The 15,016-nt window shown below is 64.6% G+C and carries 12 protein-coding genes and 1 other RNA gene; 7 read left to right on the forward strand and 6 right to left on the reverse strand.

Annotated features, from left to right (window positions below):
* Positions 1-157: 157 nt before the first annotated feature.
* Together MJ956_RS07950 and MJ956_RS07955 are read right to left on the reverse strand one after the other, a co-directional pair.
* The gene (locus tag MJ956_RS07950; protein WP_253963948.1) at positions 158-1,864 is read right to left on the reverse strand and encodes an AIPR family protein; all 1,707 of its coding nucleotides are present in this window, start codon (positions 1,862-1,864) and stop codon (positions 158-160) included.
* A 957-nt stretch (positions 1,865-2,821) separates the two neighbouring features.
* The gene (locus tag MJ956_RS07955) at positions 2,822-3,316 is read right to left on the reverse strand and encodes a thioesterase family protein (RefSeq protein WP_253963949.1); all 495 of its coding nucleotides are present in this window, start codon (positions 3,314-3,316) and stop codon (positions 2,822-2,824) included.
* 123 nt (positions 3,317-3,439) lie between these two features.
* Here MJ956_RS07955 and MJ956_RS07960 point away from each other — a divergent pair, with 123 nt between their 5' ends.
* Together MJ956_RS07960 and MJ956_RS07965 are read left to right on the forward strand one after the other, a co-directional pair.
* Entirely contained in the window at positions 3,440-4,849 is a 1,410-nt protein-coding gene (locus tag MJ956_RS07960; protein WP_253963950.1) for an FAD-binding oxidoreductase, read from the forward strand.
* A gap of 147 nt (positions 4,850-4,996) precedes the next feature.
* A complete protein-coding gene (locus MJ956_RS07965; protein WP_256477779.1) occupies positions 4,997-8,926 on the forward strand; it encodes an AsmA family protein in 3,930 nt (1,309 codons plus the stop codon).
* A gap of 108 nt (positions 8,927-9,034) precedes the next feature.
* On the opposite strand, the gene MJ956_RS07970 is transcribed toward MJ956_RS07965, so the two are convergent.
* The 4 genes from MJ956_RS07970 to ssrA all read right to left on the reverse strand — a co-directional run bounded on the left by MJ956_RS07970 (position 9,035) and on the right by ssrA (position 10,552).
* Entirely contained in the window at positions 9,035-9,271 is a 237-nt protein-coding gene (locus MJ956_RS07970; RefSeq protein WP_253963952.1) for a ribbon-helix-helix domain-containing protein, read from the reverse strand.
* Positions 9,268-9,516 (reverse strand): DUF4169 family protein, encoded by a 249-nt coding sequence (locus MJ956_RS07975; protein ID WP_253963953.1) that lies wholly within the window; start codon positions 9,514-9,516, stop codon positions 9,268-9,270. Before MJ956_RS07975 ends, MJ956_RS07970 begins: the two co-directional genes overlap by 4 nt.
* 9 nt (positions 9,517-9,525) lie before the next feature.
* Positions 9,526-10,122: an SspB family protein gene (locus MJ956_RS07980; protein ID WP_253963954.1), complete on the reverse strand. Its 597-nt coding sequence runs from the start codon at positions 10,120-10,122 to the stop codon at positions 9,526-9,528.
* A 62-nt stretch (positions 10,123-10,184) separates the two neighbouring features.
* Positions 10,185-10,552, reverse strand: a transfer-messenger RNA (tmRNA) gene (ssrA, locus tag MJ956_RS07985).
* Between the two features lie 233 nt (positions 10,553-10,785).
* On the opposite strand from ssrA, the gene MJ956_RS07990 reads away from it, so the two are divergent.
* The 5 genes from MJ956_RS07990 to MJ956_RS08010 all read left to right on the forward strand — a co-directional run bounded on the left by MJ956_RS07990 (position 10,786) and on the right by MJ956_RS08010 (position 14,804).
* Positions 10,786-11,580 carry a thymidylate synthase gene (locus MJ956_RS07990; protein ID WP_253963955.1) on the forward strand — a complete coding sequence of 265 codons (795 nt, stop codon included), beginning with the start codon at positions 10,786-10,788 and terminating at the stop codon, positions 11,578-11,580.
* Positions 11,580-12,098 (forward strand): dihydrofolate reductase, encoded by a 519-nt coding sequence (locus tag MJ956_RS07995; protein WP_253963956.1) that lies wholly within the window; start codon positions 11,580-11,582, stop codon positions 12,096-12,098. The genes MJ956_RS07990 and MJ956_RS07995 overlap by 1 nt, the downstream gene beginning before the upstream one ends.
* Positions 12,099-12,286: 188 nt before the next feature.
* Entirely contained in the window at positions 12,287-13,462 is a 1,176-nt protein-coding gene (gene hflK / locus MJ956_RS08000) for an FtsH protease activity modulator HflK (protein ID WP_253963957.1), read from the forward strand.
* Positions 13,462-14,622: a protease modulator HflC gene (hflC, locus tag MJ956_RS08005; RefSeq protein WP_423724817.1), complete on the forward strand. Its 1,161-nt coding sequence runs from the start codon at positions 13,462-13,464 to the stop codon at positions 14,620-14,622. The genes hflK and hflC overlap by 1 nt, the downstream gene beginning before the upstream one ends.
* A complete protein-coding gene (locus MJ956_RS08010; RefSeq protein WP_253963958.1) occupies positions 14,619-14,804 on the forward strand; it encodes a DUF2065 domain-containing protein in 186 nt (61 codons plus the stop codon). The genes hflC and MJ956_RS08010 overlap by 4 nt, the downstream gene beginning before the upstream one ends.
* The last annotated feature ends 212 nt before the right edge of the window (positions 14,805-15,016 follow it).

Here is a 15,016-nt window from a genome sequence, read left to right on the forward strand (position 1 = left end):
AACGCTTGACCGTATAGCGCCCATTTTTCCCCTTCGAGGGCTCCGATACTCGTTCCGAAACCGATCACTCGTCGGTTTCGGACGTGGGTGACGGCAGAACGACATACGAGGTCGCCGGCTACGAGGGCGAGTTGGAGCAAGCCGTCGGCGGCCATGCTTAGACCTTTTCCTCGGCAGGCAGTTGATGGGCAGGCTTCAGGACCTCGTTGAGGGCTTCAAGCGCGATTTTTCGCAGCTCGGTGCCTTTCGCGATTTGGTCAGTGGCGCCGAGCTGCTCATAGATTTTCCATATCTCATCCGCCGCCTCCTCGACCGACGTGTCACTTACCGTCTTCACATCGATCTTTGCGACGTCCGCAGGATTTGGGTTCGTCTTCCCGGTCAGGACGCAACTGAGCCAAAAGAGCACGTAGAACCGGAGATTAGACCGATCCCGCGCACTCAGCTCTGATCGGCTCTTGAGAACCCGATCCACAATTCGGGTCAGCGCCGCAGCATGAGAATACATACTGATTGGATACGCTTCCGAGAACACCTGAGAGTAGACTGCGTTGTCCTTTATTAGGGACGAAGGTCGGGCGCGTGCGGTGTCTGGCCTTCGAAGTATTATCGACATAACAGCCTGCGCCATCAAGGGAATGCTAATTATTGTGTCGGCAGGTTTGCCTTCGTTCTTGTAGTAATTCTTCCGGCGATCGTAGTAGAGACCTGTCGACTTCAACGTTTCCTCAATGTCTCTTTGTACCTTATCCGTAGCTCTAAGTGTTGCTGGTTGGACTGCATTCTGGCTGTTTGTTGCCTTGATGATCTTATCGCGAGTCTCCTCATTGTCGGAGGAGACAATCTTGACCATGACGTTCCGGTTATCGTCGCCCTCAGCGGTCTGAAAGTGCCTTGCGATCTGGGTTGACGTCTGAAGACCGTTCACAATCTGAGGATTCTCAATTGTCACCGTGTCTCCGTTAAGCGTCGCGCGGCTGGCGAGGATCGTTACTCCGTTGTTCATCCACCAAAACTCGACGGCTTTTTCGTTTCTCAGCGTGTTGACGATTTCGGCGTTCACTTCGGTGTTGCCTTGGAAGTCGCGCACGTTGGATTCAAAAAGCTCTGCCTTCACCTTCTCGCCATCACCTCGCAAGAACCTGTTGTACTCGGTCAGCGTGCTCAGGACGACGTGCCCGTTGACCGCGCTGAGGCTCTTGCTCACTCGAAGTTCGTAGGTCGTCTTGGGTCGGCGTCGTGCCAAGTCGAGCAGCCTCCTTGCCCCGAGAAACTCCACCGTCACTTCCGCGTCCTGAAACAACCCCTCTGCAGCTTGCTTCAGCTCATCGGCCTTCATTTTCAAGTTATCATGGACATGGGTGTCAGCCTTCTTGGAGGCATAGTAGTAGCAAATTTTCAAGCTGGGGAAGCGCGAGGCGAGGCTTCGATAGGCCGTTCGAAAGTTATCGACGGCTGCCTTCACTGCAGCGTTGTACTGAGTGATTTGTGAGAAATCCGCATCGAGCTTCAGCAAGTGCCTAGTTAAAGAAATTAGTTTGTTGATCGGGATCTCACTAAATCCACCGGAGGTCTTCGACTGTATGATATGCAATTCGATTCTAACGTCCTTCTTGAAAGGCGTGGTATCGAAATCCTCATATATTAACTCCCCGTTGACGAAAGCATAGACCGAGTCCACCCCGCCATCGTGCTCCCCATCTACGATCCCCGCTTGTATCTCGTCGTAGGAGAGATCGAAATCCTTTAAAACCTGTTCAGCACAGAACACCTCGAAGTAGTCCTGCTCGGAGACGTCCGGAATTACGTCTTGGCGCTGCTGAGACAGCACGTCGTTAAGAATCTGCTGTGAATTGTCCGCCATTATTCCTACTCCCGCTCGTCGCTGCCAATATGGAGGTTTCGCCTTCGCCTGAACAGTGGTCGCTCACTCGGTCCACCGGAGTGTCTGCTTTTCGCACTTCGTCTCTGAGAGCTGACCGCCCTCTTTCGACCCCTACGCGAAAAACTTATCCCCACCCCTTTCCACCTCCGGCATCATGCCCTCACCGCCGGCCCACGGAACGGGCGCGAATGATCACCGGGATCGTTCGGGGGCCAGCGGGCGGTGTCCGCGACGGGGCTTCTTCCGGAGAAGTGCCCGGCCCGGACGACCCTTTGCTCCGCCGGACCGTCCCCCACTAACGAGGGGTCTGCGGATCGGTCCGCTTGAGGCCCCGCAAGGGCCGAAGAGCCGGCAGCGCACGGGAGCCCACTCAAGGCAAGGGCGCCCGTGTCGAAGGGTTGGTCAAACGCCGCGCGGGATGCCGGAGGCGGACCGTATGACGTAAAACAGTCGGAGGGTTCGCCTCCGGCGTCCCGCCGCTCGTGAGAGCGGCAACAGGGGCCCGCCAGCGACGAGCTTCGCGAGGAGCTTAAGGGCGGGACAAGAAATGCTGGCCCCTCAGCGAGCCGCAAGGCGAAGCTTAAGGAGGGGACAGAGAATCGAAGAAGGAAGGAGGCGAAGCCACTGTCGGGGAATGCATACGCCGGCCGCGTCAGCGGTGCGGGCGGTGACGTGCGCCCTCTGCCTCGTGGAAGGAAAAGGGCGGCCCTCCCCGCTTCGTCATCCTCGCGCTTGCGCGGGGATCCATGCCTCCGCGCGGGTCGTGGCCGCTCGGGTGACGAAAGAGACGCGTATTTCCGGCGAGGGTTTGGCGGCGGCAACGACTTGGCATGGATCCCCGGCCTGCGGCCGAGGATGACGAAGGCGGTGATGTGGCGGCGCCGAGCCCCTGGCTCACCGACCCTCTAGGCCTTTCCGCCAACGACCGCCCTTTGCCTACCTCCGTTCCATCCCGATCGCCCGCCCCAACCGGTCCGGCGTCGGCAGCTTCGCGTGCTCGGCCGCCATGTCCGCCACCCTGGCGAACACGTCGGCCGGGAAGGGCGCCACCTTCGGCCCGCCGGACGGGTGGTTCTGGTCGATCGAGAGGCTCAGGCCCTCCAGCGTCGCCGCACGCCAGCCGTCGGCGTGGAACAGTTCCTGAAAAATGTGCAGCCGCTTTGCGTCGAGCCCGACGATCTGGGCGGTGACATAGACGCGCGCGGACGGCGGCACCTCGCGCAGATAGCAGACATGGGTCTCGGCGGAGTAGGTGGTGTAGCCGCGCGTGGCGCGATAATCCTCGCCGAGACCGATCGTGTCGAACAGGGCGTCGATGCCCCGGTCGAACAGAACGTGATAGTACGCCAGATTGAGATGGCCGTTATAGTCGATCCAGTGCGGTTCGAGATCCATCAGGGGCGAACGGAACGGCTGCGGCTCTGGCGTCATCGGGGCTCATCGTCGCGGGTGGCATCGGGGCAAGGGAAAGCCGCCAGGCCGGGCAAAGTCAAATCCGGCGGTCGGCCGAAGAGGGTGCATGGCACGGGTGGCGGACGGGAAGGGAGACAGACCATGGCGTTAGCGGACATCCTGGCGGAACGGCCGGCGCGGCGTGCGGGAATCACTAGCGCGGTGTCGGTGCTCAAGCAGCGATTCGGCGAGCGGCTCGTCACCGGCGAGGATGTGCGGCGCGCCCATGCCCATTCGACCACCTACATCCCGACCCAGATGCCCGACGCGGTGTTCTTCGCCGAGAGCGAGGACGAGGTGGCGACGCTCGTCCAGCTCTGCGGCGAGTACGCCACCCCCATCGTCGCCTTCGGCACCGGCTCGTCGCTGGAGGGCCATGTCAACGCGCCCGAGGGCGGCATCTCGCTCGACCTGTCGCGCATGGACAAGGTGCTCGCCGTCAACGCAGAGGATCTCGACTGCACGGTCGAGCCGGGCGTCACCCGCGAGGCGCTGAACGCGCATCTGCGCGACACCGGCCTGTTCTTTCCGATCGATCCGGGCGCCAATGCCAGCCTCGGCGGCATGGCCGCCACCAGAGCCTCGGGCACCAACGCCGTGCGCTACGGCACGATGCGCGACAACGTCATCGGGCTGACGGCGGTGATGGCCGACGGCAAGATCATCCGCACCGCGCGGCGGGCCAAGAAGACCTCGGCCGGCTACGACCTGACCCGGCTGCTGGTCGGCTCGGAGGGCACGCTCGGCATCATCACCAAGCTCAATCTCAAGCTCTACGGCATCCCGGAATCGATTCGCGCCGGCGTCTGCCCGTTCCCGGACGTGAAAAGCGCCTGCGACGCGGTGATCCAGACCATCCAGGCCGGTGTGCCGGTGGCGCGGATCGAGCTGTTGGACGCCTTGTCGATGCAGGCGGCGATCGCCCATTCGCAGCTCGATGTGGAGGCCCGGCCGTCGCTGTTCCTCGAATTTCATGGATCGCAAAGCTCGGTCGCCGAGCAGGCCGAACTGTTCGGGGCGATCGCCGAGGATCATGGCGGCGGGCCGCTGAAAAGCGCGGCGCGGACCGAGGAGCGGGCGCTGTTGTGGAAGGCGCGCCATCAGTTCTACTGGGCGGCGCTGGCGCTGCGTCCGGGCGCCAAGGGGATCGCCACGGATGTCTGCGTGCCGGTCTCGCGGCTGGCCGAATGCATCGCGGAGACGCAAGGCGACATCGACGCCGCCGGCCTGATCGCGCCGATCGTCGGCCATGTCGGCGACGGTAATTTTCATGTGACGCTGCTGCTCGACATGGACAGCGCCGAGGAGATCGCCGCGGCGGAAGCCTTCATGGCGCGGCTGGCCGAGCGGGCGGTCGCCATGGACGGCACCTGCACCGGCGAGCACGGGGTCGGCCAGGGCAAGCGCGGCTATCTGCGCAAGGAGCTCGGTGACGCCGTCGACGTGATGGCGACGATCAAGAAAGCCCTCGATCCCGACAACATCCTCAATCCCGGCAAGATACTGCCCTGATCGGAACGAGGTAAGTCCTCGACATCGGCGCGCGGTTCTGGCCTATCCTGCGACAGGCTGGCGACGGTCAGCGCGAAGCAAGCGGCGCCTGGCAGCATCGATGCGCCGGCTCGCCGCAATCGGGATCAAGAGAAGAGGAGCCCTATCCTGGTCAGAGCCTTCGTTCTCTTCGGCGGCCTCCTGGTTCTGGCGCTTATCGGGGCGCTGGTGGCGCCGTATTTCATCGACTGGACGGCCTACCGCGACGATTTCCAGCGCGAGGCTTCGGCGATTCTCGGCCGCGACGTGGTGGTCAGGGGCGAGGCCTCGGCGCGGCTGCTGCCGTTTCCGTCCGTCACCGTCGGGGACGTCGAGGTGCTGGACGAATCGGGCGCGGCGCTGGCGACGATCGGCCGGTTCCGGATGGACGCGGAGCTCGCGCCCTATCTCTCCGGCGAGATCTTCATCTACTCGATGTCGCTGGACCGGCCCGCCATCCGCATTCCGATCAGGCCGGACGGTTCCATCGACTGGGTGGTGGAGAAGCCGAAGATACCGACCGGCGCGACGGTCGTCCTCGACAATGTCGCGATCACCAACGGCACGGTCCGGATCGAAAACGGCCTGACCGGACGCAGCCACGAACTGTCCGGGGTCGAGGCAGTGCTGTCGGCCGGCTCGCTGGCCGGGCCGCTCGACGGAAGCGGACGCTTCCAGCTGGGCGGCGAGGCGGTCGCCTTCACGCTTGCGGCCGGAACGCGGCAGGCGGATGGGTCGGTGCCGGTCCGTTTCGTCACCGCCAATGAAACGCTCGCCACCCAGATTTCGCTCGACGGTTCCGCGCGGTTCGTGGAGGGACGGCCGCAATTCGCCGGTAACGCCATCCTCAGGCGACCCTTGCCGGGGGCGGCGACGGAGGGTGTCGCGATGGTCGACGGCAACCCGTTCGCGGCGGCTGGCGATGCGTCGCCCGATACCGCGGCGACGGCGGCGAGCGAGCCGGATGTCCTGCCGATCCGGGCGGTCGGGGCGGTGACTCTGACGCCCACGGCCGCTGAAGTGCTGGACCTCAGGGTCCAGGCGGGCGGCAGCAAGCAACCCTATCTCCTGACCGGCCAAGGCCGCCTCGACTTCAAGGCGGTGCCGCATTTCGCGCTGGATCTCGAGGGCGAACAGGTCGATGTCGACATGATCGCGTCCGGGGGTGCCGGGACAGGCGAGGCGGGGGCGGCCACCGCCGCGATCGGATTTGCGGAGCGGCTCGAGGCGGTGCGCGCCGTCCTTGCCGACATTCCGCGGCCGACGATCCCCGGAACGGTGGTCATCTCCCTGCCGGTGGTCGTCGCCGGCGACACCACGATTCGCGATGTCGCGTTTTCGGCAAGTCCGACCGATTCCGGCTGGTCGCTGGCCCGCTTCGCGGCGGAACTGCCGGGCCGGACCCGACTGGAAGCGAGCGGCGTCGTCGAACTCGACGAGAACTTCGGCTTTCGCGGGGATCTTCTGGTCGCATCCCGCCAACCATCCGGCTTTTCCGACTGGCTGACCGGTAAAATCGACCCCTCGGTGCGCGCTCTGGCCGGCGCCGGGTTGGCGGCGAAGACGGTGCTGACCGCCGAACAACAGGTCTTTACCGACCTGGAGCTCGATATCGGCGGCGATCAGCTCACCGGCAGGCTGGAGCGCTCCAAAACTGACGGGCAAACGACGATCACGGCGGATTTGGAGGGGGGAAAGGTCGATCTCGACGCGCTTCAGGCCCTGTCTCGGCTGTTCACAGGCCCGTCCGACGCCTTGGCGAACGCCGATCAGTTCGACGTCGCCTTGACGGCGGGCCCGGTAACGTTGCGCGATGCGTCGGCCGAGCGCATCGACGGCGATATACGCTACGACGGCGACACGCTGGCGATCGGCAAGCTCGACATCGAGGGGCTTGCCGGCGCAAGCCTGTCGGCCTCGGGCAGATTGTCGGAACTTGCCGGCGATACGCGCGGGCGGCTTGCGGTGTCGCTCGATTCCGGGAAGCCGGACCAATTCTTCGAATTCCTTCGCTCGCGATTTCCCGGAGTTCCCCTGCTCGACGCGATCGGTGGGCAGGCGGAGCGCCTGGCGCCGCTCGCCCTTGCTGGCGCGGTCGAGACGATCGAAGGCGAGGCGGGAAAGCGGCCGAGCCTGTTCGTGCAGCTCGACGGAACCGCCAATGGCAGCAAGATCGATCTGTCGACGTCGATCGAGAACGGCCTGCATGCCCGCAGCGAAAGCGGCCGGTTCGGCCTCGATCTGCGCTTGGAGAACGACCGGCCGGCGGTGTTGCTCGGTCAACTCGGATTGACAGCCATGGACGTCGGCGCGCCTGCTCCGCTGGAGACGGAGCTGTCCCTGTCGGCCTCTGCGACCGGCCCCATCGTCGCTTCGGCGACATTGCGCGCCCCGGGAAGCGAAATCAGTCTGGATGGGACCCTCGATATAGCGCCCAAGGGAATTACGGGCGGTGACGTCTCGCTCTATATCAAGAGCGGTGACGCGCTGCCATGGCTGCGTACCGGCGGCATCGAACCTGGCGCGTCGCTCGAGGCCGCCCCGCTCGATCTGACGGGGAAGATCGCCTACGAACAGGGTGACCTGACCATCCGTAACCTGGACGGCCAGATCGCCGGCTCGGCGATCGAGGCGTCCTTGCGAAAACGGGGCGAGCGACCCTTCGAGGGGACGGTGCGTCTCGATACGCTGTCGATGCCGTGGCTGGCGGGCCTTGTTTACGGACGGGCCCTCGACGGCGGCGAACCGACGAAACCTTGGCCGGGGGAGGCGTTCCGGCCGAGTTCTCTTACCGGCGTCGATTTTTCGGTGGCGCTCACCGCCGCCAAACTCGACCTCGGTGGCCCGGTGATGACGGATTTCGCGGCCCGGATGTCGGCAAACGCGGGTAATCTGACCTTCGATGACGCCAGCGCCGCGACGGCGGACGGACGTCTCGACGGCCGGCTGATGCTGCGCAATGCCAACGGCATTGGCGGGTTGACGCTGGAAGCCGAGGCGAGCGGCTTCGATCTCGCCAAATTCTGGCCCGAGCTTTCGGTCGATGGGGAAACGGCGAGTCTTGATGGCAACATCCGGCTCGACAGCACCGGCCAGTCCTATGAGGCGCTGGTATCGGGGCTGACAGGTGCCGGTCAGGTCGCGATTGCCAATGCGCGGGTGCCCGGCGTGCCGCAGCGGGTCTTCCGACCGCTGCTTGCGGCGGCGGATCGGGAGGGCTTCAAGCCCGACGCCGAAACCGGCGCGACGCTTCGGGGGCTCTCGGGGGAAACCAGCTTTGCCATTCCGGCCGCGACAAGCGCCTTCTCGGTGACGGCCGGACGCGCCCGTTTCGCGCCGGTCAGCATCCAGGACGGCAACGAGGAATTGACCCTGGATGGGACCGTGGATCTGACCGATCTCACGGTCGCCGCAGACCTCACACTGGCTATCGACCCAGGCGACGATCGCGTCGAAGGGGCCGAGCCGACGGTGTTCTATTCCCTGACCGGCCCGCTCGCCGACCCGACCCTTTCGGTCGATGCGACGGCGCTCGCCAATTACCTTTCGGTGCGCGCGCTGGAGCGTGAACAGGCCCGTGTGGAGGCAATGCAGGAGAGCCTCCAGGAGACCCTGCGGCTGCGGCGTGAAGCGCGATTCTATCGCTGGCGGATGGCGGAGGCGACGCGGATCGAGCAAGAGCGGCGCGTCGCTGAAGAGGCCGAACGGTTACGGGCGGAGCAGGCGGCGGCCGAAGCGGCGCGACTGCTGGAGGAACAGGAGGCAGCGCGCCGCGCGGCGGAGGAAGAGGCCCGCAAGGCGGCCGAGGAAACGCGGCGTCGAGAGGCCGAGGAAGCACGCCAGCGTGAGGCCGAGGAAGCGCGCCAGCGTGAGGCGGAAGCCCAACGCCAACGTGAAGCGGCGGACCAGCGGCGTCAGCAGCAAAGCCAGCCGCCGCCGGCTCCGAGCGCCAGCGCGCTCCCGAGACTGGATTTCGACCGGCCGCTTTCCAGCGAGTCGTCCGATGACAAGACCCGATTTCCTTCGTTGCCGGGCGTCCACAATCCGCTGGAATTCTGATTCCGGCCTGCGCTGACAGGGATCGATCCGCTGCCGCTGAACGGGCTTGTCGGCCAAGAGCCACGGGCAGCGTCAACGCGGCGCGGATCGGCATGGCGCCCTATGGAGTCAGCCGCGACCTCCGGGTGAAGGATCGGCGCGCGACAACGCCTCGTCCAGAACGAACAGCCGGATGGCGGAGGAAAGGTTTGTGGTCGGCGCGCGGGATTCGTCGATTTCCGCCACCAGCGCGGCGAGCGGCAGACCGCGCGCCGCGGCGATCGCGCGCAGGCAATTCCAGAATTTGTCCTCGATGCTGACCGACGTGGCATGGCCACGAATCGCCAGCGAGCGCTTGACGATCACGACGGCTTGCCGGTTTCGTCCGGGATACTACGGACAGGTACGGACGGTTCGGTATCCGCTGGCGCCGCGCGGTCGAGCTTGAGCCCGTTCAGCGTGCTGAGCGCGCGCGCTCGTTCGGCGCGGGTTTCGTCGCGTAACGCCTTTGGCGTTCCGTGCCGAACCCGATTGGCATCGGCATCTCGCTCCGCCGCGCCGCGCCGCCGCCGTTTTCGGGCAAGCCGCAGATTGACGATCTCGGCGGGCATCGGCGGGGCTCAGGTCTTCTTGCGGAACGCATCGAGAGAGACGACGTCGGCTTCTTTTCTTTCCGCCGCCTCGTCCCCGGCCTCGCCGCTCTCGACCGCCGTTGCCGACGTTTCCCTGGACGAGGTCTTCTTGCCCTTCGGCTTCGTGGCCGGCTTGGCCGGCGCTATGGGGGCCGGCGAGCCGACCAGAACCGGGCCGTTCGATTCGCCCGCTTCCGCCGCATCCACTTGCTCATTGGCGGCGTCGATCCCCCGAACGTCGAATTCGAGCTCGAAATTCACCGCCGGGTCATAAAAGCCGCGGATCGCGGCAAAGGGGATCAGCAGGCGCTCGGGGATGTCGGAAAAGGACAGCCCGACCTCGAAGGCCGTGTCGGTAACCTGCAAGTCCCAATATTGATGCTGGATGACGATGGTCATCAGCTCCGGATATTTTTCGCGCAACCGTGAGGAGATTCGTACACCCGGCGCCGAGGTCAGGAAGGTGATGAAGAAATGGTGTTCGCCCGGAAGACCGGTCTTGACGACCTCGCCGATCACCTTGCGGATCACGCCGCGCAGCGCCTCCTGCGCGAGAACATCGTAACGGATAAGATCCTGGCCCATTGCGGTGTCCCGAATTCTCGAAGCTGCGGAGGGGCAGACGGTCGCTACGCGCCCCATAAAAAAGTGGAGGCTTCTGTTGCCAGGTGCCTCCGAACCCCGCCTAGAAGTGCGAACCCCCAGGGCTTGATTTGAAGCGATCACACTGCTTACGCAGCGAGACGTGCTTCCGCATAGTTGTCGTTTGCAACTATAAAACAGCCCGATAACGGTGGTACCATGCCGAGCAAAAGTCCGATCTTTACGCCCTCGTCGATCCTATTTCGCCCCCGCCTGGAGCCATCGCTCGCGCACACTCGATGATGGGTCCAGGTGGAGGCGCCGGGTACCGCCCCCGGGTCCGAAAGGTTTATTACATCGGCCGTTTATCGCCATAGCCGACCCGAAAGCCGGCACCCGCAATATAAGGGGATCGTTCCGGCATGAAAAGGGCAAGACGCTTCCGAAACTTGCGGGAATCGGTCAAAGTCGACCGACCGTACGGCGACGCAACAGCGGCGCGGAGAATTTCCGTTCGAACAATGCCTTACCGGGCATTCGGCAGGGCGCCGCCGCCAAATGTCGCTTCGCCGTGATCAAACCTTGAGAATGCGCGCTCCCCGCCGCGGGGGCCGCGAGAGCAAAACGCCGAGAGCCGGTCTTGTCTGAGCCGGAGGAAATGTTGCCATGCGCCAGTATCTGAATCTTCTCGCCCATGTCCTCGAACACGGAACCGACCGCACCGACCGGACCGGCACCGGTACCCGTTCGGTTTTCGGCCACCAGATGCGCTTCGATCTGTCCGCCGGCTTTCCGATGCTGACGACGAAGCGGCTGCACTGGAAGTCGATCGCCCACGAACTGCTTTGGTTCCTGCGGGGCGACACCAACATCGCCTATCTCAAGCAGCATGGGGTCCGCATCTGGGACGAGTGGGCGGACGAAAACGGCGATCTCGGCCCGGTCTACGGGGCGCAATGGCGCTCCTGGCCCGACTATGACGGCTGCCATATCGACCAGATCGCCAAGGTCGTCGACGAGATCCGGCGCAATCCGCATTCGCGCCGGCTGATCGTCACGGCCTGGAACCCGGCACTGGTCGACGAGATGGCGCTGCCTCCCTGTCATTGCCTGTTCCAGTTCTACGTCACCGACGGGCGGCTCTCGTGCCAGCTCTATCAGCGATCCGCCGACATCTTTCTCGGCGTGCCGTTCAACATCGCCTCCTATGCGCTCTTGACCGCGATGGTCGCCCAGGCGACCGGGCTTAAGCCAGGTGAGTTCGTGCATACGCTCGGCGACGCGCATCTTTATGCCAATCATTTCGAACAGGCGCGGCTGCAATTGACCCGTCAGCCCGGACGGCTGCCGACGCTCTGGCTCGACCCGGAAATCGACGATCTCTTCGCCTTCCGCTTCGAGCATCTCAGACTCGACGATTATGAGGCGCATGGGCACATCAAGGCGAAGGTGGCGGTCTGATGCGCCGGCCCGAACTCGTCGCCATCGTCGCGATGGCCCGCAACGGCGTCATCGGCAAGGATGGCGCGATGCCGTGGCGCATGCCGAGCGATCTCAAGCGCTACCGTCATTTGACCATGGGCAAACCGATGATCATGGGGCGCAAGACGCTCGATGCGATCGGTCGGGTGCTCGACGGACGCGACACGATCGTGCTGACCCGTTCCGCCGATCTGCCTTACAAGGGAGCGTTGCTGGCGCATTCGCCGGAGACGGCGCTGGACCTTGCGTTTCAATGCGCGCGAAAGCGCGGGGCCGATGAGGTCGCGATCGTCGGCGGCGCCGAAGTCTATCGCCTGCTTCTTGATCGAACCGATCGGCTGATGGTGACGGAGATCGACACCGTGGTGGAGGGGGACGCGGTATTCCCGGCGATCGATCCCGCCATCTGGCACAAATTTCACGAAGAAACCTGCTCACGCGCCGAGAACGACAGCGCCGACAGCCGCTTCCTCATCTACGAGCGGCGCCGGGATTGAGCCCGTTTTTCGGCGAACGCCGGCGATCCGCGCGGTCTGTCGCGTTCACCATCATGACTCCTCCGGGTACGAAATGGCCGCGCCCGCGTTGAAAGCGGATTTCGCAGTTCCTATAAGGGCTACAGCATATCGCGCGCGGATCGCGGGAGGCGGATACCGCGCTTTTTCTCAAGACCGGAAGGACATCGATGCCCTGGAGCAATCAGACCGGCGACGGCGGCGGCTGGAAAGGCGGCGGTAACGGCGGCAACGGAGGTCCGTGGGGCCAACGTCCGCAAGGCCCACGGCCAACGGGCGGCGGCGGTGGCTCTCCCGATCTGGAAGACATTCTGCGGCGCGGCCAGGACCGGCTGCGGCGGGCGATACCCGGCGGCGGTGGCGGCGGTGGGTCAGGCGTGCCGGGCTTCGCGGCGTGGGGCGTCCTGATCGTCGCCGGCCTGTTGGTGCTGTGGCTCTTCAAGGCCGTCTACACCGTCCAGCCGGACGAGGTCGGAGTGGAGATGCTGTTCGGCAAGCCCAAGCAGGAATTGTCCCAGCCGGGTCTGCATTTCCTGCTCTGGCCGCTCGAGACGGTGGACACGGTACCTGTCGTCGAAAGCCAGATGACGCTGGGCAGCGGCCAGCGCGGCGAGAATTCCGGCCTGATGCTGTCGGGCGATCAGAACATCGTCGATGTCCAGTTCGCCGTCCTCTACCAGGTCGACAATCCGGCGAACTATCTCTTCGACGTTCAGGATCCGATCGCCATGCTTCAGCAGGTCTCGGAAAGCGCCATGCGTGAGGTGGTCGGACGTCGTCCCGTCCAGGACGTCTTCCGCGACGACCGTGCCGGCATCGCCGAGGAGGTGCGCCAGATCACCCAGGATACGATGAACGAATACGGGGCGGGCCTGCGGATCAACGGGATATCGATTGAGGACGCGGCGCCGCCGAGCCAGGTCGCGGATGCTTTCGACGAGGTGCAAAGAGCCGAGCAGGACGAGGACCGTTTCGTCGAGGAAGCCAACCGCTACAGGAACCAGCAGGTCGGCCAGGCTCGCGGTGAGGCGGCGCAGATCCGTGAGGACGCGGCCGGCTACAAAAACCGCGTTGTCCAGGAGTCCGAAGGTGAGGCGCAGCGCTTCTCCTCCATCCTCAAGGAATTCGAGGCCGCTCCGGCCGTGACGCGCAAGCGCCTGTTCCTCGAAACCATGGAGGGAGTCTTGCGCGATTCCAACAAGGTAATCGTGGAGCAGGGTGCCAGCGGCACACAGGGAATCGTGCCCTACCTGCCGTTGAACGAACTGCAGCGTCCGGCGCGAACAGACACTGGAGCGAATTCCGGCCAGTCGGCAACACCGACCCCGCAGCAGGGAGCGAACTGATGAGCAACCGCGCTTACGTCCTCATCGCCGCTGTCGCGATTGTCGCGCTTCTGCTGTGGAATTCGATCTTCATCGTCAATGAGAAAGAGCAGGCGGTCGTCCTGCGCTTCGGCGAAATCCAGCGCGTCATCGACGAGCCCGGACTGAACCTGAAGCTGCCGTTCTCCTTTGCCGGTGCTGATACAGTGCGGAAGTTGCCGGACCGGTTGCTGCGCTTCGATCTCGACAACATCCGGGTGCAGGTTTCCGGCGGCAAGTTCTACGAGGTAGATGCGTTTCTCGTCTATCATATCGCCGACGCGGCGCGATTTGCGCAGACAGTCTCTGGCTCGATCGAACAGGCCGAACAGCGACTGCGCACGCGTCTCGACGCGGCATTGCGTCGGGTCTACGGTCTGCGCGGGTTCGAGGCCGCCTTGTCGGAGGAACGGGCCGACATGATGCGCCAGGTCCGCGACCAGATCCGGCCGGATGCCACCTCGCTCGGGCTCGAATTGACGGATGTGCGGATTCGCCGCACCGACCTGACGCAGGAGGTCTCGCAACAGACCTACGAGCGCATGCAGGCCGAGCGTCTCGCCGAGGCCGAGCGCCTGAGGGCGCGCGGTCAGGTTGCGGCCCGCCGCATCCGCGCGGCCGCCGACCGCGCGGTGGTCGAGACCGTCGCCTCGGCGCGTCGCGAGGCCGAGATCCTGCAGGGCGAGGGCGACGCCGAGCGCAACCGCATTTTCGCGGAGGCCTTTGGTCGCAATCCGGAGTTCTTCGATTTCTATCGGTCGATGCAGGCTTATCGGGAAGCGATGTCGAATTCGGGAACGACCCTCGTGCTCTCACCGGAGTCGGAGTTCTTCCGCTATTTCAGGGCCGATGGCGGCTCGGAGGCGGCAGTCGGCATGTCCGGCGCCAATCTTTCCGGGGCTCAACCCAGCATGGCGTCTCCGTCGTCGACCGCAACGCCGGATACCGCGGCGCCGGCCGAGGACAGTACCGCACAGGATGGCGATGCGACGTCCGCGCCGTCACCCGAGGCGGTTCCGGGGTTGCTTTCCGACGACACGGCCCAAGCCCCCGCCGAGGCCGCGCCGACGACAGGTTCGGCGTCGGCGGCCGAACCGGGCGGGGCGAATGAGGCCGGTCAGCCGGCTCCCGCAATCCAGTGACGGACTTCGTCGTCGCCCTCGGTCTCCTTCTGGTGATCGAGGGCGTCGTCTATTGCCTGTTTCCGGACGCGATCCGGCGGATCGGCCGGATGGCCGAGGCGATGCCCGATGCGTCTATGCGCGCCAGCGGGTTGCTCGCCATGATCATCGGGGTCGGTCTGGTCTGGCTCGTACGCCACTGAGACTCTCGACCGCACCGGCACAGGTGGCCGTCCTGAACGCGGTTGACGATGCCTGACATGGCCGCCAAAGATCGTGGTTCGGAATCATCACGACGTCGCCCCGGTTGCTGCCGCCAACGGCGAGTGCCCATGCCATCTGGAGAGCACCGGAAAGCGATCCGCGCTGCCTGGCATCGTTAGGGCGGAAATGGCAGTCGATCGGACGCCGAGCC

This window comes from Aurantimonas marianensis, assembly GCF_024195285.1.
Lineage (GTDB): Bacteria > Pseudomonadota > Alphaproteobacteria > Rhizobiales > Rhizobiaceae > Aurantimonas > Aurantimonas marianensis.

Excerpts from the sequence above, each read along its gene's own strand:
- MJ956_RS07950 (WP_253963948.1), bottom strand. The coding sequence starts at position 1,864 with ATGGCGGACAATTCACAGCAGATTCTTAACGACGTGCTGTCTCAGCAG.
- MJ956_RS07955 (WP_253963949.1), bottom strand. The coding sequence starts at position 3,316 with ATGACGCCAGAGCCGCAGCCGTTCCGTTCGCCCCTGATGGATCTCGAA.
- MJ956_RS07960 (WP_253963950.1), top strand. The coding sequence starts at position 3,440 with ATGGCGTTAGCGGACATCCTGGCGGAACGGCCGGCGCGGCGTGCGGGA.
- MJ956_RS07975 (WP_253963953.1), bottom strand. The coding sequence starts at position 9,516 with ATGCCCGCCGAGATCGTCAATCTGCGGCTTGCCCGAAAACGGCGGCGG.
- MJ956_RS07980 (WP_253963954.1), bottom strand. The coding sequence starts at position 10,122 with ATGGGCCAGGATCTTATCCGTTACGATGTTCTCGCGCAGGAGGCGCTG.
- MJ956_RS07990 (WP_253963955.1), top strand. The coding sequence starts at position 10,786 with ATGCGCCAGTATCTGAATCTTCTCGCCCATGTCCTCGAACACGGAACC.
- MJ956_RS07995 (WP_253963956.1), top strand. The coding sequence starts at position 11,580 with ATGCGCCGGCCCGAACTCGTCGCCATCGTCGCGATGGCCCGCAACGGC.
- hflK (WP_253963957.1), top strand. The coding sequence starts at position 12,287 with ATGCCCTGGAGCAATCAGACCGGCGACGGCGGCGGCTGGAAAGGCGGC.
- hflC (WP_423724817.1), top strand. The coding sequence starts at position 13,462 with ATGAGCAACCGCGCTTACGTCCTCATCGCCGCTGTCGCGATTGTCGCG.